Genomic DNA, 21,480 nt, shown 5'->3' with positions numbered 1-21,480 from the left:
CCCTTGAGGTGGGGTCCGAAGGACGGGTCGAGACCCGTGGCTCGACCCAGCAGTCCGGCAGGACAGAGGGGGGTAGGCCGCAGACCGCAACGTCAGACTCAATCCATCCGCAGCCCGAACAACCCGCCGACATCCCGCAGGCCGCCGTGAACGAAACAGCGCGCGCCGCGGATGTCGCCTCATCAGCGAACGAGGCGGATGCCGCGGCACTCCCCTCTGACCCTTCGGGCCATCTCCCCCTCAAGGGGGGAGATCGGGAGAGCGCGGCGACCGCCGTGCCAAACTCCAGCGCTGAGGCTGCTGAGGCGAAGCATCCAGATGTACCGCTGTCCACCTCAACGTCCGAGATTGGCGAAAAGGCCAGTCCCGAGCTGATCTCCCCCCTTGAGGTGGGGTCCGAAGGACGGGTCGAGACCCGTGGCTCGACCCTGCAGTCCGGCAGGACAGAGGGGGGTAGGCCGCAGACCGCAACGTCAGATGCTACCGATGGGCCATCGACATCGCCGACGCCAGTCCCGACCACCGAAGACAGGCAGGACGCCGCCGCGAGTCTCCCCCCACCTGTGGGGGGGATGGCCGGCAGGCCAGGGGGGGATCAGCCGCACCCGCAACCGCAGCAACCCGCCGACATCTCGCACGGGCATATCGACACGGCGGCGGAGGCACCGCCCGCCCTGCCGAAGGGCTTCGCCAGCCGATCCGCGGCCCCGGTCGCGCCGCAAGCGCCTGCCCCCGCCGTGCAGCAGAACTGGTTCCAGCGGCTGAAGGCCGGGCTCTATCGCACGTCCTCGCAGCTGTCCGGCCAGATCACCGCCCTCTTCACCAAGCGCAAGCTCGACGAGGACACGCTGCAGGAGCTGGAAGACCTGCTGATCCAGGCCGATCTCGGCGTCGAAACTGCGATGCGGATCTCCGATACGCTGTCGGCAGAACGCTACGGCAAGGACGTGACCGGCGAGGATGTCTCGAAGATCATGGCAACCGAGATCACCAAGGTGCTGAAACCGGTCGCAAGACCGCTCGAACTCGACCTCAGCCACAAGCCGCATGTGATCCTGGTCGTCGGCGTCAACGGCACCGGCAAGACGACGACGATCGGCAAGCTGGCGGCCAAGCTCTCGGGTTCCGGGCTGAAGGTCATGCTGGCGGCCGGCGACACGTTTCGCGCCGCGGCCATCGAACAGCTGAAGATCTGGGCCGATCGCACCGGCTCCGGCTTTCTCGGCACCAAGCTCGGGGCGGATGCCGCGGGCCTTGCCTTCGAGGCCTTCAAGCAGGCGCAGGCGGAGAAATCCGACGTGCTGATCATCGACACCGCCGGCCGGCTGCAGAACAAGACCGAGCTGATGGCGGAGCTCGAAAAGATCGTCCGGGTGCTCGGCAAGCTCGATCCCGATGCGCCGCACACCGTGCTGCAGACGCTGGATGCCACCACCGGGCAGAACGCGATGAACCAGGTCGAGATCTTCCGCAATGTCGCCGGCGTCTCGGGCCTGATTATGACAAAATTGGATGGCACGGCCCGCGGCGGCATCCTGGTCGCGATCGCGGCCAAGCACAAGCTGCCGGTCTATTTCATCGGTGTCGGCGAAGGCGTCGACGACCTCGAACCCTTCGAGGCCGAGGATTTCGCCGAGGCGATTGCCGGCATTCCGCATTAAACCCGCCTGCGCTGCAACAAGGACGACACGAGCTCATGCCCACCCCGGAAAGCGATACGCATCCGACCGTCGAGGAAAAGCATCATCCGATGCTGAAAATGGTGCTGGAAATCGGCCCGCTGCTGGTCTTCTTCTTCGGCAATCTGCGCGGCGAGTGGCTGGCGCAGAAATTCCCGATCCTGACCGAGGTCGGCGGTCCGCTGTTCATCGCCACCGCGCTGTTCATGGCCGCAACGGTGATCGCGCTGATCGTCTCGAAGCTGGTGTTCAAGCATCTGCCGATCATGCCCTTCGTCTCCGGCGTCGTGGTGCTGATCTTCGGCGGCCTCGGCATCTATCTGCAGGACGAGACCTTCATCAAGATGAAGCCGACGATAATCAATGGCATGTTCGCCTTCCTGCTGCTCGGCGGCCTGTTCTTCGGCAAGTCGCTGCTGGGCTATGTGTTCAACGCCGCCTTCCAGCTGGACGACGAAGGCTGGAAGAAGCTGACCCTGCGCTGGGGCCTGTTCTTCATCTTCCTGGCGGTGCTGAACGAGATCGTCTGGCGCAATTTCTCCGACGACACCTGGGTCAATTTCAAGGTCTGGGGCACCATGCCGATCACCATTCTCTTCACCCTGTCGCAGATGCCGCTGATCATGCGCCATCAGGTGCCGGACGCGGCCGCTAAAGGTGACAAGGCCGAATGAGCGCGACGACAGAGCCGGCGCGCCCCTCGCAATCCCTGACCTTCTCACTGGCGGTCGTGGCCGTCCTGATCCTCGCCCAGGCGCTCACCGAATGGATGATGGGGCGGGTGCCGATCTGCACCTGCGGCTATGTCAAGCTGTTCGAACCCGGCGTCAACACGCCCGGCAATTCGCAGCATCTGGCCGACTGGTACACGCCCTCGCACATCATCCACGGCTTCCTGTTCTACGGGCTCGGCTGGCTGGTGCTGCGCAACAGGGGGATCGGCCCGCGCCTCACGCTCGCCGTCGTCATCGAGGCCGGATGGGAACTGCTCGAAAACTCACCGATCATCATCAACCGCTATCGCAGCGCCACGGCCGCCGTCGGCTATTCCGGCGACAGCATCCTGAATTCGGTGATGGACACCGTCTTCATGATCCTCGGCTTCCTGTTTGCCGCACGGGTCCCGGTCTGGCTGACGATCCTCGTCGCCATCATCTTCGAGATCTTCACCGGCTGGCTGATCCGCGACAACCTCACCCTCAACGTGCTGATGCTGGTCTGGCCGGTCGACGCCATCAAGGAGTGGCAGGCAGCCCTCTAGGCGGCCGCGACTTCCTCGATCTGCGCGAGCTCATCCTTGAGCAATTCCGCTTCCCGCTTCAGATCATAGGCGGCCTGCAGGTTGAGCCAGAATTCGGGGCTTGTCCTGAAATGCTTCGCCAGCCGCAAAGCGGTGTCGGCACTGATGCCGACCTTCTCGGCAACGATGCGCTCCAGGCGCGTGCGGGGTATGCGCAGCGTCTTCGCCAGAGCGTAAGGCGTCAGGGAGAGCGGCTCCAGATAAAGCTCCCGCAGGATCTCGCCCGGATGAATGGCTGGTCCCTTGCTCTCTCTCATGATCGGGCTCCTTGCCGGCTCGACGGCGCGTTCAGGGATAGTCGACAATCTCGACATCTTCGGGTCCCGCCTCCGTCCAATGGAAACAGATCCGCCACTGGTCGCTAATGCGGATGGAGTGCTGTCCTTCCCGATTGCCGCTCAGTCTCTCCAGGCGGCGAGCGAAGATCAGCCAGCTCCTTCGCGGCATCGAGCAGTGCCAACAATTGCTGCGCCCGCCGGAGCAGATCGGCCGGAAATCCCTTCCGGACAGTACCGTCATCCACCGAACGCGTCAGCTTGCCCCTGAAGGATCGGATCCTCCACGCCTCCAGATTGGTATCATAACATGATACCACTGAAAGACAATCAGCCTGCTTTCAGCGCCTTGTCGATCTGCGGCATCAGGTCGTTGCGGATCGACTGGGCGTCGAAGGGGCCGACCTTCTTGTAGAGGATGGTGCCGTCGGGGGCGACGAGATAGCTTTCCGGGATGCCGTAGACGCCCCAGTCGATCGCCGCCTTGCCATCCGGATCGATGCCGATCGCCTTGTAGGGATTGCCGAGTTCGCCGAGGAAGCGCAGCGCGTTGTCGGAGCGGTCCTTGTAGTTGATCGCCACCAGATTGATCCGCGGGTCCTTGGCCAGTTCCTTCAGCAGCGGATGCTCCTCGCGGCAGGGAATGCACCAGGAGGCAAAGACGTTGACGACGGTCAGCTTGCCGGCGATCGCCGCGGTGGTCAGCGCCGGCAGGTTGGATCCGTCGAGCGGGGCGAGCGCCAGCGCCGGTGCCCGGGTGCCGATCAGCGCCGAGGGAATGGTCGAGGCATCGACGCCGTCGACGCCCTGTTCCCAGAGCATCTTGCCGGCAGTCGCGACGATGATCGCGAAAAAGGCGAGCGGCAGCAGCGCAATCAGATAGCGGCCCATGCCGCGGCGGCCGGGGTGCTGCTGCCGGCCGGTCTCTTCGATATGGCCGCTCACGGTGCATCCCCTTCGCGCTTAGGCCGTGCCGAACGCCGGCGAATGCCCGAGACCTCGAGCACCTTCAGCTCGCGCTTGCGGAAATGGCCGTCGAGCAGCGTCCAGCCGATCAGCGCACCGATCAGCACGAAGGTGACGATATAGGCGGTGTAGATGTAGAAGGCGTGGTCCATGGTCATCAGCCCTTCGCCGCCATGCGGGCCGCCAGCCGGCGCTGCGAGGCGATGCGCCGGCGCCAGATCTCGTTGCGCATGGCCATGATGTGCAGGGTGAAGAACAGCAGGGTGAAGGCGATCGCCATGATCAACAGCGGACGCAGGAATTCCGCATCGATCGCCGAGCCGCCCATCTTGAACACGCTTGCCGGCTGGTGCAGCGTGTTCCACCAGTCGACCGAGAACTTGATGATCGGGATATTGACGAAGCCGACCAGGATCAGCACCGAGGACACCCGGGCGGCCCGCGACGGGTCGTCCATGGCGCGGTTCAGCGCGATCAGGCCGAGATACATCAGGAACAGCACGAAGACCGAGGTCAGCCGCGCATCCCAGACCCACCATGTGCCCCACATCGGCTTGCCCCAGAGCGAACCGGTGATCAGTGCGATCAGGGTGAACACGGCGCCGATCGGGGCTGCGGCCTTGTGGCTGACATCGGCCAGCGGATGGCGCCAGACGAGCGAGCCGATCGCCGACACGGCCATCACGGTATAGCACATCATCGACAGCCAGGCGGCCGGCACATGGATGTACATGATCATCACCGTCATGCCCTGCTGGTAGTCGCCTTCGGTGGTGAAGCTGAAGTAGAGGCCGACCGCAAACAGGATCGCGGTGATGCCCGCCATCCAGGGCAGAACGCTTGCCGCCAGCGCCAGAAACCGGGTCGGGTTCGCCAGCGCGCTCAATCGGGTGGTCTGGATGCTGGTATCGCTCATGGCCGTGCTTCTAGTCCTGGTCGCCATTCTTGGCAAATGATCTTGGTCAATCCGAGGAATTGCGCAATGCCAATGCGGCGGCAAGCGGTCCGATAACGGCAAAAAATAACGTGATCGCCACGAGGAACAGGAAGGGCGGCAGGAAGGGCGCGGGATCCTCGACCGCGGCATAGGAGGCGCTGACGCCGAAGATCAGCACCGGCACGACGAGCGGGAGCACGAGGATCGAGACCAGCAACCCGCCGCGCGGCAGGACGACGGCCACGGCCGCGCCGGCCGCGCCGATGAAGGTGATCGCCGGCGAGCCGACCAGCAGCGTCAGCATCACCGCGCCGATCGCCAGCGGCTCCATGTTCATGAACAGACCGAGCAGCGGCGAGGCGATCACCAGCGGCAGCCCGCTCGCCGTCCAGTGCGCCAGGCACTTGACGAAAACGGTGAGCACCAGCGGCGTCTCCTGCATCAGCAGGATGTCGAGCGACCCGTCGTCGCGGTCGGCCTGGAACAGCCGGTCGAGGCCGAGCAGGGTCGCCAGCAGCGCCCCGATCCAGACGATCGCCGGGCCGATGCGCGACAACAGGTTGAGATCCGGCCCGACGCCGAAGGGAATGACGGCCACCACCGTCATGAAGAACAGCACCCCGATCAGCGCCCCGCCGCCGGAGCGCACCGCAAGCTTGAGGTCGCGCAGATAAAGGGCGATCATCGGCATGCTCCAGCTGAGGTCGGACGCAGGGCCTTACCCCCCTCTGCCCTGCCGGGCATCTCCCCCTCAAGGGGGGAGATCGGTTGGAGCAACGCCCCGGCCGCGTCACTTGACCCGGCCGATGGTCTGAGAGACTTTCGCTTGGCCCACCTCACTGGTCGCCGATCGAGCGTAACTGTTTGCCGCGCCTGAGAGAACCGCGCGGCATGGCGATCTCCCCGCGTGAGGAGGAGATGCCCGGCAGGGCGGAGGGGGTTATTTCTCATATACGATTGCACTGCCTCAACGGCAGAGATCGAGGCGGCTGCCTTGGCACTATGCGCATGAGATGTGAGCCTAAAGCTTACGGTTGGCAAAGCCTGGACTACGGCCGCCAAGGCCCCGGGTCCCAGGCTGAGTGCCCATGAGAAACGCACTGCATCCGACGCCAGCGATCTCCCCCCTTGAGGGGGAGATGCCCGGCAGGGCAGAGGGGGGTGCACCTGCATCAAAGCCGCGCCTCCAGCTCGTCATATTCGAAACCGGTCATCACCAGCGACCGGGCGTCCCTCAGTCCGAGCGGCTGGTGGGTGGCGGCGATGACGAGGCCGCCTTGCGCCCGGTGGGTCTCGATCAGGCGGGCGAAAATCGCGTCGGCATCGGCATCGAGCGCGGCGGTCGGCTCGTCGAGGATCCAGACGGGGCGGTGGGCGACCAGCAGCTTGGCCATGGCGAATCGCCGCTGCTGGCCGGCCGAGAGATAGCCGTAGGGCAGATGGGTAATGCCGGTCAGGCCGACGAGATCGGCGGCGTGTTCGATATCGATGCCCTCACCGCCCGCGAAATTTCCGATGTAATCGCGCCAGAAGGCGAGGTTCTCGGTGACCGTCAGCTCGAGCTTCATGGCGTTGCGATGGCCGAGATAGTGGCTCGCCTCGCGCACCGGGCGCGGCTCTGCGCCTTCGGCTTCGATCACCTGCGCCGTGCCCGTCTCGGCGCGCAAAAGGCCGGCAAGGACGCGCAACAGCGTCGACTTGCCCGATCCGTTCGGCCCCGTCAGCACCATGGCGTCGCCGGAAGAGAGCCCAAAGGAGATGCCCCTGAAAATCAGCTCTTCGCCGCGCCGTGCGGAGAGATCGTCGGCGAGAAGCCGCATTCCGTTCGCTTTCTGGCAACCATTAAAGCCGCCACAATAAAAAATTGTCTCTTTTCGCCATCAGGTGGTCTGGTGCCCTTCATAGAAATTATCTATAAGACCCGCAACCACGCCAGCGGCCGGCGTGAAGGTTCATCCTTCTGCCGAACTTGATGATTGTACTCTACAATTTTCACGGGCGGACAGCGGAAATGGTCGCACCCGCATCCTGATGTGCATTTTAGTGCATAGGCGTCCGCACGATTGTGTTGGCTCTCAGAAATAAGCGGGGTTCTATCCGTGTCAAAATCGCTCGACAGCTTTAATTGTCGTTCCACGCTGACCGTGGACGGCAAAGATTATGTCTACTACAGCCTGCCCAAGGCTGAGGCAAACGGCCTCGCCGGCGTGTCGAAGCTTCCGTATTCGATGAAGGTTCTGCTGGAGAACCTGCTGCGCAACGAGGACGGCCGTTCGGTCACCAAGGCCGACATCGAAGCCGTGGCCGCCTGGCTCAACGACAAGGGCATGGCCGGCGCCGAAATCGCCTATCGTCCGGCCCGCGTGCTGATGCAGGACTTCACCGGCGTTCCGGCCGTGGTCGATCTGGCCGCCATGCGCGACGGCATCGTCAATCTCGGCGGCGATCCGGAAAAGATCAACCCGCTGGTGCCCGTCGACCTCGTCATCGACCACTCCGTCATCGTCGACGAATTCGGCACGCCGCAGGCCTTTGCCAAGAACGTGGAGCTCGAATACGAACGTAACGGCGAGCGCTACCGCTTCCTGAAATGGGGCCAGCAGGCGTTCAAGAACTTCCGCGTCGTTCCGCCCGGCACCGGTATCTGTCACCAGGTCAACCTCGAATATCTCGGCCAGACCGTCTGGACCAAGGACGAGGACGGCGAGACGATCGCCTATCCCGACACCTGCGTCGGCACCGACAGCCACACCACGATGATCAACGGCCTGGGCGTTCTCGGCTGGGGCGTCGGCGGCATCGAAGCGGAAGCCGCCATGCTCGGCCAGCCGGTCTCCATGCTTCTGCCCGAGGTCATCGGCTTCAAGCTGACCGGCAAGCTGAAGGAAGGCGTGACCGCGACCGACCTCGTGCTCACCGTCGTGCAGATGCTGCGCAAGAAGGGCGTTGTCTCCAAGTTCGTCGAATTCTTCGGCCCGGGCATGGACAACATGCCGCTCGCCGACCGCGCGACGATCGGCAATATGGGTCCGGAATACGGCGCGACCTGCGGCTTCTTCCCGGTCGACGGCGAAACCGTCAACTACCTCACCATGTCCGGCCGCACGCATGAGCGGATCGCGCTCGTCGAAGCCTATTCCAAGGCGCAGGGCATGTGGCGCGAAGGCGACGGTTCCGACCTGGTCTTCACCGACACGCTGGAACTGGACCTTGGCGACGTCGTGCCGTCGATGGCCGGCCCGAAGCGTCCGGAAGGCCGCATTGCGCTGGAAAACATTGCTTCCGGTTTCGCAACCTCGCTCGACACCGAATACAAGAAGCCGGGCCAGCTGACCAACCGCTACGCGGTCGAAGGCACCGATTTCGACCTCGGCCATGGCGACGTGGCGATTGCCGCGATCACGTCCTGCACCAACACCTCCAACCCGAGCGTCCTGATCGCAGCCGGCCTTCTGGCCCGCAACGCGGTCGCCAAGGGCCTGAAGAGCAAGCCCTGGGTCAAGACCTCGCTGGCACCGGGAAGCCAGGTCGTCGGTGAATATCTCGACAAGTCCGGCCTGCAGAAGGACCTCGACGCGCTCGGCTTCAACCTGGTCGGCTTCGGCTGCACCACCTGCATCGGCAATTCCGGCCCGCTGCCGGCACCGATCTCGAAGACGATCAACGACAAGGGCCTGATCACCGCAGGCGTGCTGTCGGGCAACCGCAATTTCGAAGGCCGCATCTCGCCGGACGTCCAGGCCAACTACCTGGCCTCGCCGCCGCTGGTTGTTGCCTATGCGCTGGCCGGTTCGGTCCAGAAGGACCTGACCAACGAGCCGCTCGGCGAAGACACCGACGGCAACCCGGTCTTCCTGAAGGATATCTGGCCGACCTCGCACGAGATCCAGGAATTCATCCAGAAATACGTCACCCGCGAACTCTACGAGAGCCGCTATGCCGACGTGTTCAAGGGCGATAAAAACTGGCAGGCCGTGCAGATTCCGCCGGGCCAGACCTACACCTGGGACGACAATTCGACCTATGTGCAGAATCCGCCCTACTTCGTCGGCATGGGCAAGACCGGCGCCGGCGTCTCCAACATCGAGAATGCCCGCGTTCTCGGCCTGTTCGGCGACAAGATCACCACCGACCACATCTCTCCGGCCGGTTCGATCAAGGCGCAGTCTCCGGCCGGCGAATACCTGCTGGACCACGGCGTCGGCATTGCCGACTTCAACCAGTACGGTACGCGTCGCGGCAACCATGAAGTGATGATGCGCGGCACGTTCGCCAATATCCGCATCCGCAATCACATGCTCGGCCCGAACGGCAAGGAAGGTGGCTACACCATCCACTATCCGTCGAAGGAAGAGATGTCGATCTACGACGCGGCCATGCAGTACAAGGCCGAGGGCGTTCCGCTGGTCATCTTCGCCGGTGTCGAATACGGCAACGGTTCGTCGCGCGACTGGGCGGCCAAGGGCACCAACCTGCTCGGCGTCCGCGCCGTGGTGGCGCAGTCCTTCGAGCGTATCCACCGGTCCAACCTGGTGGGCATGGGCATCATCCCGTTCTGCTTCGAGGAAGGCACCACCTGGGCCTCGCTCGACCTGAAGGGCGACGAGACCGTGACGATCGAGGGCCTCGACGGCGAGATCAAGCCGCGTGCGCAGAAGATCGCCAAGATCACCTATGGCGACGGCACCGTGAAGGACGTCCCGCTGATCTGCCGCATCGATACGCTCGACGAAGTGACCTATGTCAACAATGGCGGCATCCTGCAGACGGTTCTGCGCGATCTGGCGGCCTGACCGGCCAACGGTTTCTGAAAAACAGTCTGAAGCCGTCGGGTTCGCCCGGCGGCTTTTTTCATGGCAGATGCTCGCGCCCCTCACGCCGGCGTCACCCCTTGTTGATTTCCGCTTGATGCCCTCCCGGCGGTAGATTGGTCGTCAACCGGCAGGCTGGGTGGCGGACACCGACCCGGCCGCCATCAAGGAGGACAGGTCATGCACTACCGGCCAATGCTTGCAACTCTTGCGGTCGCGGCCCTGTGGCCGCTCGGCCTGTCCAGCATGGCGCTGGCCGATCAGGCGACGCCGACGAAGGCCGTGATCGAGCTCTTCACCTCGCAGGGCTGCTCTTCCTGCCCGCCGGCCGATGAGACGCTGGCGGCCCTCTCCGCGGAGCCGGGGGTCATCACGCTCGCCTACCACGTCGACTACTGGAACTATCTCGGCTGGGCCGACACCCTGTCGTCGAAGGAAAATACCGCGCGCCAATATGCCTATGCGGAGGCATTTGCCGCGCGCAATGTCTACACGCCGCAGGCCGTCGTCAACGGCCGGGAGGGCATGCCGGGCCAGGACCGCGACACGCTGCAAGGCGCCGTGCAGCGTCTTTCGGGCGACAGCGACCGTCTGCCCGTTGCGATCACCGCGAGACTTGCGGGCGGCGACATGACGATCGACATCCCGAAGGGCAAGGGGGAAGCCGACGTGATGATCGTGGCTTTCAGGCCGCAGGTTACCGTCGACGTGCAACGCGGCGAAAACCGCGGCCGCACGCTTTCCTATGTCAACAGCGTCACGCATATGGTCGGCGCCGGGCACTGGTCCGGCAAGCCGGTGACCCTGACCGCGCATCTTGCAGCCGCCGGGGGCGACGGTACGGCCTATGCGGTGCTGCTGCAGGAGACCAAAGCGGGCAGCAGATCAAGGCAAGCGCCGGGCGCAATCCTCGGTGCCACCGTGATCGGCCCGGATGCCGGGCTGTGATCGTGATCCGCCTTCAAGCCATCGTGACTTTCGGCTGATGGTTTGAACGTTTAAGTATTTTCGGTCATTGTCGGCGGCCGGCAGGCGCTGTGACCGACCGGACCCTCAAAAGGAACATGCGAGATGTTGGCAAGAATGGTTGGATGGGCGATCGCCTTCGCGATTGCGGGCTTGCCTTTCGCCTATGCCGAAGATGCCGCGGTGGAGAAACCGAAGGGCGTGATCGAACTGTTCACCTCGCAAGGCTGCGCCTCCTGTCCGGCTGCCGATCGCGCCATGGGCTATCTCGCGGCCCAGAAGGACGTGATCGCGCTCGCCTATCATGTCGACTACTGGAATTATCGCGGCTGGACCGACAGCATGGGTTCGCGGGAAAACACCGCGCGCCAGTACAGCTATGCGCAGACCTTCCGCCGCAGCGGCGTCTACACGCCGCAGGCGGTGCTGAACGGCCGCGACCAGCTGAAAGGCACCGATGTGGTGCTGCTCAACAACCGGCTCGACCGGCTGAACACGGCGGGCCAGGGCCTGTCGGTGCCGGTTGCCGCCCGGACCAAGGGCGACGAACTGGTCGTCGACATCGGCGCCGGCAGCGGCAAGGCGGACGTGCTCGTCGTCTATTTCCGCCACCGCAAGGACGAGGAAATCCAGAAAGGCCATAATCGGGGCCTGAAGGTCGCCAACTGGAACAGCGTCACCGACGTGCAGACGGTCGGCATGTGGGACGGCAAGCCGATGAAGGTGGTGCTGCCGTCGAAGATCATGAACCGCAAGGGCGAGGACGGTTGCGCGATCCTGGTGCAGACCACCGATCCGAACGGCCAGCCGTCGGCCATTCTCGGCGCCGCCATGGTCGATACGCAGCACAGCAGCTGAGCTGATGTGGCGGCCGTTTTCCGGTCTCTGAAAGGGAAGCCTCTGTGGTCCGATCCAGCCATTGGGGGGCTGGGGGCAAGGGTCAATGCGCCGGATCGGACCGATGGCGCACCGCGCCAACTGCAGAGACCCTCACAATCCCTGCAAAATCAGGCGCAGTTTTGACCAAATTACGGCAAGGGCAGAACGCTTTTGCGACTCGCCTACCCGGACTTAGGGGGAAAACGACGCGGCTTGCATTTTGCCGTCGCTCGGGCAAACTGTCACCCGACTGTCATGTCACCCGACAGAAGGACGAGCAATGACTGATCTGCCCGACGTGCCGCGCCGCGCGGCACATGGATCGGAACACGACCGCGCCAGCGTCGTCGACCTGCGTGAATACCGGCAAAGCCGCGATCCCCTGCCGATAACCTTCCACCGACGTGAACTGGACGCCATCCTCTGGATCTATGGCCTGATGGTCGGCGAAGGAGAATGGAAGGACTATGCGATCGACCACCTGAAGGAAAAGGCGGTGTTCTCGGTGTTCAAGCGCGCTGGCGAACTGCCGCTCTACCGGATCGAGAAAAATCCCAAGCTCGCCGACAAGCAGGGCGCCTTTTCGGTGGTGGCGACCAATGGCCAGATCCTGAAGCGCGGCCACGACCTGAAACAGGTGCTGAAAGTGTTCGACCGCAAGATCAAGCTGGTCGAATAGGCGGCCGGGACCGGCCGGGGACCCTGCCCGCGCTGACCGCTCACCCGCCGAACAGCGTGCCCGGATAGGTGTCGGCGTCGGGACTGGTCGACGTCCCCTCGCCCAGCCTCCGCTGCATGAAGACCGTATCCAGCCAGCCACCGTGCTTGAAGCCGGTGCCGGTCATCGTTCCGACCATCTCGAAACCGCAACCGCGGTGCAACGCCACCGAGGCGGCGCTCGCCCCTCCGATCACCGCCGCCATCTGGCGAAAGCCGAGGGCCGTCGATCGTTCGATCAGCGCCTGCAGCAATTGACGCCCAAGCCCCTGGCCGCGGGCTTTCTGCGACAGATAGATGGAATCCTCCACCAGCCAGCGATAGGCGGGCCTCGGGCGGAAGGCCGCGGCATAGGCATAGCCGGCAAGGCTGCCGTCGGCTGCTTCGGCTGCCAGATAGGGATAGCCCCTGGCGGCGATTGCCTCGAAGCGGGCGGTCATCTCGGCGGCATCCGGTGGATCGATCTCATAGCTCGCCGTGCCGGTCAGCACCGCATCGGCATAGATCTCGCGGATCGACGCGATATCGGCATGGGTGGCGGGACGCAGGACAAAGGACATGGGAGGAGAAGCTCGGGACGTCGGTGCGGAATGGCCTCCACAGTTCCACAGGCCGGGCAGCTTGGCAATATGACGGACAGGCCTGCAGGACGGATGGGCTTGCATGACGGATGGTCCTGCGCCCCCGGACGGGCTGCGAGTGACCTTGACTTCAAGCACAGATGATCTAGAAGCAGGCTCGAAAAGGATGAAGCGAATGAACGTGCCGATGATCGACATCGCTGACGGTCTTCCCCTGGCAGGCTCTGCCGGGCGCGTTTCGCATTTGTCCGGTTCATTCAAAACCACGGCCAAAACGACGACGAAAACCGTCTGACGTCTCTGGCCACCGCTCTCTCCCCGGCACGGTCGGGGACAAGGAGTGCTGCGATCCCTGATGCGGCATCCCCCCTCAGAAAGCCGAGGAGAGAAGAAAGAGAGCAGGAATATGGGTTTCAAAGTTGCAGTCGCAGGCGCCACCGGCAATGTCGGTCGCGAAATGCTGAACATTCTCGCCGAGCGCGGCTTTCCCGCCGACGAGGTGGTGGCGCTCGCCTCCGCCCGTTCGCACGGCACCGAAGTGTCGTTCGGCGACAAGGTGCTGAAGGTCCAGAACCTCGAAAACTACGATTTCTCCGACACCGATATCTGCCTGATGTCGGCCGGCGGCAGCGTGTCGCAGAAGTGGTCGCCGAAGATCGGCGCCAAGGGCTGCGTCGTGATCGACAACTCGTCGGCCTGGCGCTACGATTCCGAGGTGCCGCTGATCGTGCCGGAAGTGAACCCGGACGCGATCGAGGGCTTCACCAAGAAGAACATCATCGCCAATCCGAATTGCTCGACCGCCCAGCTGGTCGTCGCGCTGAAGCCGCTGCACGATTTTGCCAGGATCAAGCGCATTGTCGTATCGACCTACCAGTCGGTCTCCGGCGCCGGCAAGGACGGCATGGACGAGCTGTTCACCCAGACCCGCGCCGTCTTCGTCGCCGATCCGATCGAGAACAAGAAGTTCACCAAGCGCATCGCCTTCAACGTCATTCCGCATATCGATAGCTTCATGGAAGACGGCTATACGAAGGAAGAGTGGAAGGTGCTGGCCGAGACCAAGAAGATGCTCGACCCGAAGATCAAGGTGACCTGCACGGCCGTGCGCGTGCCCGTCTTCATCGGCCATTCGGAATCGGTCAACATCGAGTTCGAGGACGAGATCACCGCCGACCAGGCGCGCGACATCCTGCGCGAGGCGCCCGGTTGCCTCGTCATCGACAAGCACGAGGACGGCGGCTACATCACCCCTTACGAATGCGCCGGCGAGGATGCGACCTATATTTCGCGCATCCGCGAGGACGCCACCGTCGAGAACGGCCTCAATATCTGGGTCGTGTCCGACAACCTGCGCAAGGGTGCCGCCCTCAACGCCATCCAGATCGCCGAACTGCTGATCAACCGCGGGCTGATCAAGCAGAAGGCCGCCGCCTGACGGCGCAAGACCTGCGTCCGGCCGCCAGAGGCCGGCCGGACGCCTGTAAAGGCTTTCCACGCCGTTGTTTCACATACGCTAAAACAGGTGGAATTGAATTCTCCGCCGAGGCGGTTAGATAGTAGTGTGAAATTCCAGCCTTTTTGCAAAAAGGCTGTCTTGCAACTGACAACAATTCACTTCTTTGAAGAGGTATTCGATGCGTTCTTCCCTGCTCAAGGCAACCGTCCTGGCATCCCTGTCCATGTTTGCCGGGATCGGCGCGGCGAATGCCGCCACCTGCGGGAACAACTCATCGGGCTTCGACCGCTGGGTCGGCCAGTTCAGCCAGGAGGCCGTGGCCAATGGCGTCAGCCAGTCCGTCGTCAACAAGGTGATGTCTTCGGTGCGCTACAATCGCCCGACGATCAGCGCCGACCGCGGCCAGCACAGCTTCAAGCTCTCCTTCGATCAGTTCATGGCCAAGCGCGGCGGCACGACGATCATTTCGCGCGGCAAGTCGATGAAGCGCGGCAATGCCGCGCTGTTCAAGAGCATCGAGGCCCGCTACGGCGTGCCGGCCGGCCCGCTGATCGCAATCTGGGGCATGGAAACCGGCTTCGGCAGCTACATGGGCAACCAGCCGACGCTGTCGGCGGTGGCGACGCTTGCCTATGACTGCCGCCGCAGCGACTATTTCACCGACCAGTTCTATGCCGCGCTGCAGCTCGTCTCCAGCGGATCGCTGAGCATCAATGCCCGGGGCGCCGCCCATGGCGAAGTCGGCCAGACGCAGTTCCTACCGCGCAATGTCGTGCGCTTCGGCGTCGATGGCGACCGCAATGGCCGGGTCGACCTGGTCGGCTCGCGCGCCGATGCGCTGGCCTCGACCGCCAACTTCCTGCGCGGCCACGGCTGGCAGCCCGGCGCCGGCTATCAGCCCGGCCAGCCGAACTTCGCCGCCATTGCCGGCTGGAATGCCGCCACCGTCTACCAGAAGGCGATCGCCTATATCGGCGCCCAGATCGACGGTCAGTAGGACCGGCAGACGCCGGGCGTCACCGGTACACGCACAGGTGCGATGCAAGGCGTGGCTTCGGCCACGCCTTTTGCGTTACGGCCATCGCCGGCCGGCAAGGGGGATTTTCAGGCGGGATCAGCCGTCCAGGCGGACGAAATCCTGGCTTTCCTTGTCCATCACCCAGAGTTCGCCATTGGAAATGTCGAACCAGGCGCCATGGACCTGCAGCTTGCCGCCGTCCTCGAGCGCCTTGACTTCGGGGAAGGTGCGCAGATTGGTGATCGAGTTGCGGATCGACACCCGCTCCATCGCCGTCTGCCGCTCGGCGGTCGTCATGATCGAATTGCTCTGGATCTGCTCGGCCGCCGGTTTGACCAGGTTCATCCACTTGCCGATGAAATCGCCGGGAGACAGCGGCGCGGCATTCGGGTCGAGCACGGCCTTGATGCCGCCGCAGCGGCCATGGCCCATGACGATGATGTCCTTGACCTTCAGCGACTGGACGGCGAATTCGAGGGCTGCCGAGGTCGAGTGATACTGCCCGTCCGGCTCGTAGGGCGGCACCATATTGGCGACATTGCGCACGACGAAGAGTTCGCCCGGTCCCGCATCGAAGATGGTTTCCGGTGCGGCACGCGAATCACAACAGGCGATGATCAGGGTATGGGGCGTCTGGCCGGCATCGGCCAGCTGGCGATACCGGTCCCGTTCGACCGTATAGCGCCCCGTCATGAAGTTGCGGTAACCGGTGAGGAGAGGTTGAGGAAAACGCTGCATGACGGTCGATTACTCCCTAAAAAGCGACAGGACAACTGCTCATTTGATGTCTGCCCAAAGGTCTGCACCTGCAGGCTATCAGGCCATGCGGGCCGATGCCATGGCGTATGCGCACCGGTGTGCGCCGCATGCGCCGGCAGGCAGCGTGGCTCCATCCTTGCAGGCACCTTGTCTGCGGGCGCAACCGCCCGCCGGTCGCAGTGGCCCGCCACGTCACCCTCTCTTAGGACTTATCCTTTACCCGCTACAGACCTGAAACACGGCCAGTCTCCTCATATCCGTTGTTATTCCATGCGAATTATAAGAGGCTGCACCCAAAGACGGCGAATATGGAGGAAAACCCATGGCGAGTGCTCGCAAGACCAAGCGCGATCAGCAATTTGACAAGGCGCGCAGCGCCGCCGCCGCGGGGCGATCGGCCTTTCTCGATCCCGCCATGCTGTTCGGCCGCGCCAGCAATGACGACCTGGCGCAGTATACGCCGGAGATGCTGGCGGCGGCGGCCGCAAGAGCTGCGGAAGACCTGGCGGCCTGGGATCGCAAGACGGCCCGCGTGAAGATCGCGCCGGTCGACGGCATCGCGCCCAACGAAGAGCCGGTCACCGTGCTTTCGGTCACCACCGTCAATCGGCCCTTCCTCTACGATTCGGTAATGGGCGAGGTGACCAGCACTCACCGCGACATTCACCTGGCCGTCCACCCGATCCTGTCGACCGACAAGACCGGCGCCACCGTGCTGAAATCGCAGGCCGGCGCCGACGGCGTCGCCATCAGCTATATCCAGCTGCATCTTGCGGAACTGCCGCCGGCGCAGGCCGAAGCGCTGGCCGAGCGGTTGAAGGCCGTGCTCGACCAGGTGACGCTTGCGGCCAACGACTGGGAACAGATGCTGGGAACCCTGGAGGGTGCCGTCGAGCAGCTGAAGACCCAGGCAGCCAGCCGCGGCAAGGTCGACCGGGACGAGGCCATCGCCTTTCTCGAATGGCTGCGCGACGACAACTTCACCTTTCTCGGCATGCGCGACTATCTCTATTCCGGCACCGGCGACACGGCAGAGGTCAAGCGCGACGAGGGCACCGGGCTCGGCATCCTGTCCGACCCGAAGGTGCTGGTCCTGCGCCAGGGGCATGATGCGGTCACCACCACGCCGGAAATCCTCAAGTTTTTGCAGGGCCCCGAATTCCTGATCGTCACCAAGGCGAATGTGAAATCGGTCGTCCACCGTCGCGCCTATATGGATTATATCGGCATCAAGCGCTTCGACGCCGATGGCCACGTGACCGGCGAGCTCAGGATCGTCGGCCTGTTCACCGCCACCGCCTATACCCGCTCGGTCAACCGGATCCCGCTGCTGCGCGCCAAGATCGACACCGTCATCGCCCATTTCGGCTTCGATCCGCAGAGCCATTCCGGCCGCATGCTGCAGAACACGCTGGAATCCTATCCGCGCGACGACCTGTTCCAGATCGACGCCGACATGCTGATCCGGTTTTCCGAACAGATCATGGATCTTGCCGAACGGCCGCGCGTGCGCGTCCTGCCGCGCATCGACCAGTTCGACCGCTTCGTCTCGCTGCTCGTCTATGTGCCGAAGGAGGAATACAATTCCGCCGTCCGCGAGAAGATCGGCACCTATTTCAAGAATGTCTATGACGGCCGCGTCTCGGCCTATTATCCGGCTTTCCCGGAAGGCGGTGTGGCGCGCGTGCATTTCATCATCGGCCGCTCGGACCGCAAGACGCCGGTGATTTCGCAGGCCAAGCTCGAAGAGGCGGTGCGGGCGATCACCACCCCCTGGCGCGACCGCTTCGAAGCGCTGGCCGGCCATGATGCCCTCAGCCTCAATGCCGGAACCGCCTATCAGGAAGCCTTCTCGGCCGAGGAAGCGGTGGCGGACCTGAAACATATCGAAGGCTGCCTGCACGGCACCCCGATCTCGATCGCCTTCCACGAACAGCTCGGCGACACCGGGCCGATCGTCTATCTGAAGATCTTCCATTCCGGCTCGCATCTGCCCCTGTCACGGCGCGTGCCGCTGCTGGAAAATCTCGGCTTCTCGGTGATCAGCGAGCGGACCTTCGACATTTACGTCGTCGACGCCGACGGCACCTCGCGGCTGGTCGTCCTGCACGACATGGAACTGCAGGGACAGAACGGCCGCCGCTTCGACTTCGACAAGGATGCGGCGCTGGCGGAAGCTGCAATCGTCGACGCCTTTACCGGCACGGTCGACAATGACCGGTTCAACCGCCTGGTGCTGTCGGCCGGGCTGACGGCACGGGAGGTGACGGTGCTGCGCGCCTATGGCGCCTATCTGCGCCAGGCAGGTGTGGTCTATACCCAGAGCTATATCGCCGACACGCTGAACAAATATCCCGGCATCGCCACGCTGCTGTTTTCGCTGTTCCGCGACGCCTTCGATCCCGAGACCTCCGAGCGGACGCGCAAGAAGCAGCTGAAGGACACGCGCGAGGCGATCGAGACGGCGCTGGCCGATGTGCCGATCCTCGACGAGGACCGGATCCTGCGCCGCTACCTGAACGCCATCGAGGCAACGCTCAGGACCAACTACTTCCAGCGCGATGCCAACGGCCAGCCGAAGCCGATGCTCGCCTTCAAGTTCGATCCGAAGCAGGTGGAAGGCCTGCCGCAGCCCCGGCCGTTCCGCGAGATCTTCGTCTTCGGCGTCGAGGTCGAGGGCGTGCATCTGCGCTTCGGCAAGGTGGCGCGTGGCGGCCTGCGCTGGTCGGACCGCGCCCAGGACTACCGCACCGAGGTGCTGGGCCTGGTCAAGGCGCAGCAGGTGAAGAATGCGGTGATCGTGCCGGTCGGTGCCAAGGGCGGCTTCTACCCGAAGCAGCTGCCGACGACGGGGCCGCGCGAAGACTGGCTGACGGCCGGCAAGGACGCCTACAAGACCTTCATCTCGACCATGCTGTCGATTACCGACAATATCGTCGACGGCAAGGTCGTGCCGCCTGCCGACACGCTGCGGCTGGACGAGGACGATCCCTATTTCGTCGTCGCCGCCGACAAGGGCACGGCAACCTTTTCCGATACCGCGAACGGCCTGGCGCAGGCGGCAGGCTTCTGGCTGGACGACGCCTTCGCCTCGGGCGGATCGGCCGGCTACGACCACAAGAAGATGGGCATCACCGCCCGCGGCGCCTGGGAAGCGGCCAAGCGGCATTTCCGCGAGATGGACGTCGATATCCAGACCACGCCGTTTACCGTGGCCGGCGTCGGTGACATGTCGGGCGATGTGTTCGGCAACGGCATGCTGCTGTCGCAGCAGATCCGGCTGATCGCCGCCTTCGACCACCGCGACATCTTCATCGATCCGGACCCGGATACGGCGAAATCCTTTGCCGAGCGCAAGCGGATGTTCGACCTGCCGCGCTCCAGCTGGCAGGACTATGACAGGGCAGCGCTGTCGGAGGGCGCGATGATTATTTCGCGCGCGGAAAAATCGGTCACCCTGACGCCGCAGGCGCAGGCGGCGATCGGTCTTCCCCAGGCCAAGGCGACGCCGTTCGACATCATGACCGCGATCCTGAAGGCGAAGATCGACCTTCTGTGGTTCGGCGGGATCGGCACCTATATCAAGGCGGCCGGCGAGAGCGATGCCGAGGTCGGCGACCGCACCAATGACCCGATCCGCATCACCGCGGCCGAAGTCGGCGCCAAGGTGATCGGCGAAGGCGCCAATCTGGGCGTCACCCAGAAGGGCCGCATCGCCTATGCGCTCGCCGGCGGGCGGGTCAATTCCGACGCGATCGACAACTCGGCCGGGGTGAATTCGTCCGACGTCGAGGTCAACATCAAGATCGCGTTGGCCCCTGCCTTGGCCGATGGACGCCTCAGCCGGCCCAAGCGCGACAAGCTGCTGGCGGAGATGACCGAGGAAGTCGGCCATCTGGTGCTGCGCAACAACTATCTGCAGACGCTGGCGATTTCGCTGACGGAAGGCCAGGGCCGCGCCAATCGCGAGCCGCTGGCAAGGCTGATGACGACGCTGGAGGCGGCCGGCCATCTGGACCGCAAGATCGAGATGCTGCCGGACGACGCAACATTCGGTGAGCGCTATGCCTCCGGCAAGAGCCTGACGCGGCCGGAGATCGGTGTCCTGCTCTCCTATGCCAAGATCACGCTGTTCGACCAGCTGGTCGCCAGCGATCTGCCGGATGATCCCTACTGCCTCAACGCGCTGATGAACTATTTCCCGAACAAGATGCGCAAGGCCTACCGCGACGACATCTTGCATCACCGGCTGCACCGCGAGATCATCGCAACCGTGCTTGCCAACCACGTGATCAACCGGGGCGGTCCCGGCTTCGTCGTCGGCATGACGGACGCGACGGGTGCCCTGCCCGCCGCCGTCGTCAAGGCGGCGCTTCTGGTGCGCGACGGCCTCGACCTGCCGGCGATCTGGGAACAGATCGACGCGCTGGACGCGAAGATCCCCGGCCATGTGCAGAACACGCTCTATGCCGCCGTCGGCCGCGCCTACGAGACGATGACGCGGCTGATGCTGGAGACCAAGATCGCTGCCGGCGACATGTCGGACGTCCTGACGAAGCTGAAGACGACCGTCGAGGGCCTGCGCTCGGGCATGGAAAAGGTGCTGCCCGACCATGTGCGCGACGCGATTGCCGGCGAGACCGAAGCGCTGGTCGCCTCCGGCGTGCCGGCGGACCTTGCCGGACGCATCACCGCGCTTGAAACGCTGGTGATCGCGCCCGAGGCGATGGAGATCTCCGAGGTCACGAAGACCACGATGCCGAAGGTGGTCGAGGGTTATTTCGCCGTCACCGGCGCCTTCCAGATCGACCGGCTGCTCGACCTTGCCGCCCGCACCCCGACCGCCGATCACTATGACAGCCAGGCGCTGATGCGGGCGATCGACCGGATCGGCGGCGCAAGGCGGCGGATCGTCATCGTCGCCCTGCAGGACTTCAAGCGCGAACGCGAGCCGATCGCCGCCTGGCAGCAATCCGACCGGACCGCGACAACGCATGCGGCCAGCGAATTGCGCACCATTGCCGAAGGCGGCGAAGCGAGCCTGGCGCGCATTGCGGTCGCCGCGGCCCTGCTCGGCGATCTTGCGCACGAGCGCGCGACCTGACAGTGTCGGCCCCGGTGAAATTCGGGGCC

Annotated in this window: 18 protein-coding genes and 1 pseudogene; 10 read left to right on the top strand and 9 right to left on the bottom strand. The window is 64.1% G+C overall.

The window, feature by feature from the left end; translation table 11 throughout:
• Window positions 1-146: 146 nt before the first annotated feature.
• From ftsY to J2Z17_RS16540, 3 genes are read left to right on the top strand one after another with little or no spacing between them, the layout of a single operon-like run.
• Window positions 147-1,661, top strand: coding sequence for a signal recognition particle-docking protein FtsY (gene ftsY / locus J2Z17_RS25245; RefSeq protein WP_342454425.1), 1,515 nt, complete (start codon window positions 147-149; stop codon window positions 1,659-1,661).
• A 35-nt stretch (window positions 1,662-1,696) separates the two neighbouring features.
• The gene (locus tag J2Z17_RS16545; RefSeq protein ID WP_209946738.1) at window positions 1,697-2,353 is read left to right on the top strand and encodes a septation protein A; all 657 of its coding nucleotides are present in this window, start codon (window positions 1,697-1,699) and stop codon (window positions 2,351-2,353) included.
• The gene (locus tag J2Z17_RS16540) at window positions 2,350-2,940 is read left to right on the top strand and encodes a DUF2585 domain-containing protein (protein ID WP_209946737.1); all 591 of its coding nucleotides are present in this window, start codon (window positions 2,350-2,352) and stop codon (window positions 2,938-2,940) included. Before J2Z17_RS16545 ends, J2Z17_RS16540 begins: the two co-directional genes overlap by 4 nt.
• Here J2Z17_RS16540 and J2Z17_RS16535 read toward each other — a convergent pair.
• The 7 genes and pseudogenes from J2Z17_RS16535 to ccmA form a co-directional block, all read right to left on the bottom strand.
• On the bottom strand, window positions 2,937-3,236 hold the full coding sequence (locus J2Z17_RS16535) for a HigA family addiction module antitoxin (protein ID WP_209946736.1): 300 nt from the start codon (window positions 3,234-3,236) through the stop codon (window positions 2,937-2,939). The two genes, J2Z17_RS16540 and J2Z17_RS16535, sit on opposite strands and share 4 nt — an antisense overlap.
• Before the next feature lie 31 nt (window positions 3,237-3,267).
• Window positions 3,268-3,535, bottom strand: a pseudogene (locus J2Z17_RS16530) (type II toxin-antitoxin system RelE/ParE family toxin).
• A gap of 49 nt (window positions 3,536-3,584) precedes the next feature.
• Complete coding sequence (locus J2Z17_RS16525; protein WP_209946883.1) at window positions 3,585-4,145, bottom strand: DsbE family thiol:disulfide interchange protein; 561 nt, start codon at window positions 4,143-4,145, stop codon at window positions 3,585-3,587.
• A gap of 50 nt (window positions 4,146-4,195) precedes the next feature.
• Window positions 4,196-4,378: a heme exporter protein CcmD gene (gene ccmD, locus J2Z17_RS16520; RefSeq protein WP_377300125.1), complete on the bottom strand. Its 183-nt coding sequence runs from the start codon at window positions 4,376-4,378 to the stop codon at window positions 4,196-4,198.
• A complete protein-coding gene (locus J2Z17_RS16515) occupies window positions 4,378-5,136 on the bottom strand; it encodes a heme ABC transporter permease (protein WP_209946735.1) in 759 nt (252 codons plus the stop codon). The genes ccmD and J2Z17_RS16515 overlap by 1 nt, the downstream gene beginning before the upstream one ends.
• A 46-nt stretch (window positions 5,137-5,182) precedes the next feature.
• Window positions 5,183-5,842, bottom strand: a complete 660-nt coding sequence (gene ccmB / locus J2Z17_RS16510) for a heme exporter protein CcmB (protein WP_209946734.1) — start codon at window positions 5,840-5,842, stop codon at window positions 5,183-5,185.
• 487 nt (window positions 5,843-6,329) lie between these two features.
• On the bottom strand, window positions 6,330-6,977 hold the full coding sequence (gene ccmA / locus J2Z17_RS16505) for a heme ABC exporter ATP-binding protein CcmA (protein WP_209946733.1): 648 nt from the start codon (window positions 6,975-6,977) through the stop codon (window positions 6,330-6,332).
• A 279-nt stretch (window positions 6,978-7,256) separates the two neighbouring features.
• Here ccmA and acnA point away from each other — a divergent pair, with 279 nt between their 5' ends.
• The 4 genes from acnA (at window position 7,257) to J2Z17_RS16485 (ending at window position 12,492) form a co-directional block, all read left to right on the top strand.
• A complete protein-coding gene (gene acnA / locus J2Z17_RS16500) occupies window positions 7,257-9,950 on the top strand; it encodes an aconitate hydratase AcnA (RefSeq protein WP_209946732.1) in 2,694 nt (897 codons plus the stop codon).
• Window positions 9,951-10,148: 198 nt separating this feature from the next.
• Window positions 10,149-10,916 carry a DUF1223 domain-containing protein gene (locus J2Z17_RS16495; protein ID WP_209946731.1) on the top strand — a complete coding sequence of 256 codons (768 nt, stop codon included), beginning with the start codon at window positions 10,149-10,151 and terminating at the stop codon, window positions 10,914-10,916.
• 123 nt (window positions 10,917-11,039) lie between these two features.
• Entirely contained in the window at window positions 11,040-11,792 is a 753-nt protein-coding gene (locus J2Z17_RS16490; RefSeq protein WP_209946730.1) for a DUF1223 domain-containing protein, read from the top strand.
• A 301-nt stretch (window positions 11,793-12,093) separates the two neighbouring features.
• Window positions 12,094-12,492 carry a DUF2794 domain-containing protein gene (locus J2Z17_RS16485; protein ID WP_209946729.1) on the top strand — a complete coding sequence of 133 codons (399 nt, stop codon included), beginning with the start codon at window positions 12,094-12,096 and terminating at the stop codon, window positions 12,490-12,492.
• 40 nt (window positions 12,493-12,532) lie between these two features.
• Here J2Z17_RS16485 and J2Z17_RS16480 read toward each other — a convergent pair whose 3' ends face one another.
• Entirely contained in the window at window positions 12,533-13,090 is a 558-nt protein-coding gene (locus tag J2Z17_RS16480) for a GNAT family N-acetyltransferase (RefSeq protein ID WP_209946728.1), read from the bottom strand.
• Between the two features lie 427 nt (window positions 13,091-13,517).
• On the opposite strand from J2Z17_RS16480, the gene J2Z17_RS16475 reads away from it, so the two are divergent.
• Together J2Z17_RS16475 and J2Z17_RS16470 are read left to right on the top strand one after the other, a co-directional pair.
• On the top strand, window positions 13,518-14,549 hold the full coding sequence (locus tag J2Z17_RS16475) for an aspartate-semialdehyde dehydrogenase (protein WP_209946727.1): 1,032 nt from the start codon (window positions 13,518-13,520) through the stop codon (window positions 14,547-14,549).
• A gap of 244 nt (window positions 14,550-14,793) precedes the next feature.
• Window positions 14,794-15,567, top strand: a complete 774-nt coding sequence (locus tag J2Z17_RS16470; RefSeq protein WP_245224182.1) for a lytic murein transglycosylase — start codon at window positions 14,794-14,796, stop codon at window positions 15,565-15,567.
• Between the two features lie 117 nt (window positions 15,568-15,684).
• On the opposite strand, the gene J2Z17_RS16465 is transcribed toward J2Z17_RS16470, so the two are convergent.
• Complete coding sequence (locus J2Z17_RS16465) at window positions 15,685-16,326, bottom strand: carbonic anhydrase (RefSeq protein ID WP_209946725.1); 642 nt, start codon at window positions 16,324-16,326, stop codon at window positions 15,685-15,687.
• Window positions 16,327-16,669: 343 nt separating this feature from the next.
• Between J2Z17_RS16465 and J2Z17_RS16460 the strand changes: the two genes are divergently transcribed.
• Window positions 16,670-21,451, top strand: a complete 4,782-nt coding sequence (locus J2Z17_RS16460) for an NAD-glutamate dehydrogenase (RefSeq protein WP_209946724.1) — start codon at window positions 16,670-16,672, stop codon at window positions 21,449-21,451.
• Window positions 21,452-21,480 lie beyond the last annotated feature (29 nt).

Source organism: Heterorhizobium halophytocola (genome assembly GCF_017873095.1).
Taxonomy (GTDB): domain Bacteria; phylum Pseudomonadota; class Alphaproteobacteria; order Rhizobiales; family Rhizobiaceae; genus Allorhizobium; species Allorhizobium halophytocola.
The sequence above is the reverse complement of the archived record's forward strand: the minus strand, read 5'-3'. Positions and strand labels throughout refer to the sequence as shown.

Bases quoted from the DNA above. Each gene is read 5' to 3' on its own strand.
- J2Z17_RS16535 (WP_209946736.1), bottom strand. From the start codon at position 3,236: ATGAGAGAGAGCAAGGGACCAGCCATTCATCCGGGCGAGATCCTGCGG.
- J2Z17_RS16470 (WP_245224182.1), top strand. From the start codon at position 14,794: ATGTTTGCCGGGATCGGCGCGGCGAATGCCGCCACCTGCGGGAACAAC.
- J2Z17_RS16485 (WP_209946729.1), top strand. From the start codon at position 12,094: ATGACTGATCTGCCCGACGTGCCGCGCCGCGCGGCACATGGATCGGAA.
- ccmD (WP_377300125.1), bottom strand. From the start codon at position 4,378: ATGACCATGGACCACGCCTTCTACATCTACACCGCCTATATCGTCACC.
- J2Z17_RS16490 (WP_209946730.1), top strand. From the start codon at position 11,040: ATGTTGGCAAGAATGGTTGGATGGGCGATCGCCTTCGCGATTGCGGGC.
- J2Z17_RS16545 (WP_209946738.1), top strand. From the start codon at position 1,697: ATGCCCACCCCGGAAAGCGATACGCATCCGACCGTCGAGGAAAAGCAT.
- J2Z17_RS16475 (WP_209946727.1), top strand. From the start codon at position 13,518: ATGGGTTTCAAAGTTGCAGTCGCAGGCGCCACCGGCAATGTCGGTCGC.
- ccmB (WP_209946734.1), bottom strand. From the start codon at position 5,842: ATGATCGCCCTTTATCTGCGCGACCTCAAGCTTGCGGTGCGCTCCGGC.
- ccmA (WP_209946733.1), bottom strand. From the start codon at position 6,977: ATGCGGCTTCTCGCCGACGATCTCTCCGCACGGCGCGGCGAAGAGCTG.
- J2Z17_RS16540 (WP_209946737.1), top strand. From the start codon at position 2,350: ATGAGCGCGACGACAGAGCCGGCGCGCCCCTCGCAATCCCTGACCTTC.
- J2Z17_RS16480 (WP_209946728.1), bottom strand. From the start codon at position 13,090: ATGTCCTTTGTCCTGCGTCCCGCCACCCATGCCGATATCGCGTCGATC.
- J2Z17_RS16525 (WP_209946883.1), bottom strand. From the start codon at position 4,145: ATGGGCCGCTATCTGATTGCGCTGCTGCCGCTCGCCTTTTTCGCGATC.
- J2Z17_RS16460 (WP_209946724.1), top strand. From the start codon at position 16,670: ATGGCGAGTGCTCGCAAGACCAAGCGCGATCAGCAATTTGACAAGGCG.
- J2Z17_RS16495 (WP_209946731.1), top strand. From the start codon at position 10,149: ATGCACTACCGGCCAATGCTTGCAACTCTTGCGGTCGCGGCCCTGTGG.
- J2Z17_RS16465 (WP_209946725.1), bottom strand. From the start codon at position 16,326: ATGCAGCGTTTTCCTCAACCTCTCCTCACCGGTTACCGCAACTTCATG.
- J2Z17_RS16515 (WP_209946735.1), bottom strand. From the start codon at position 5,136: ATGAGCGATACCAGCATCCAGACCACCCGATTGAGCGCGCTGGCGAAC.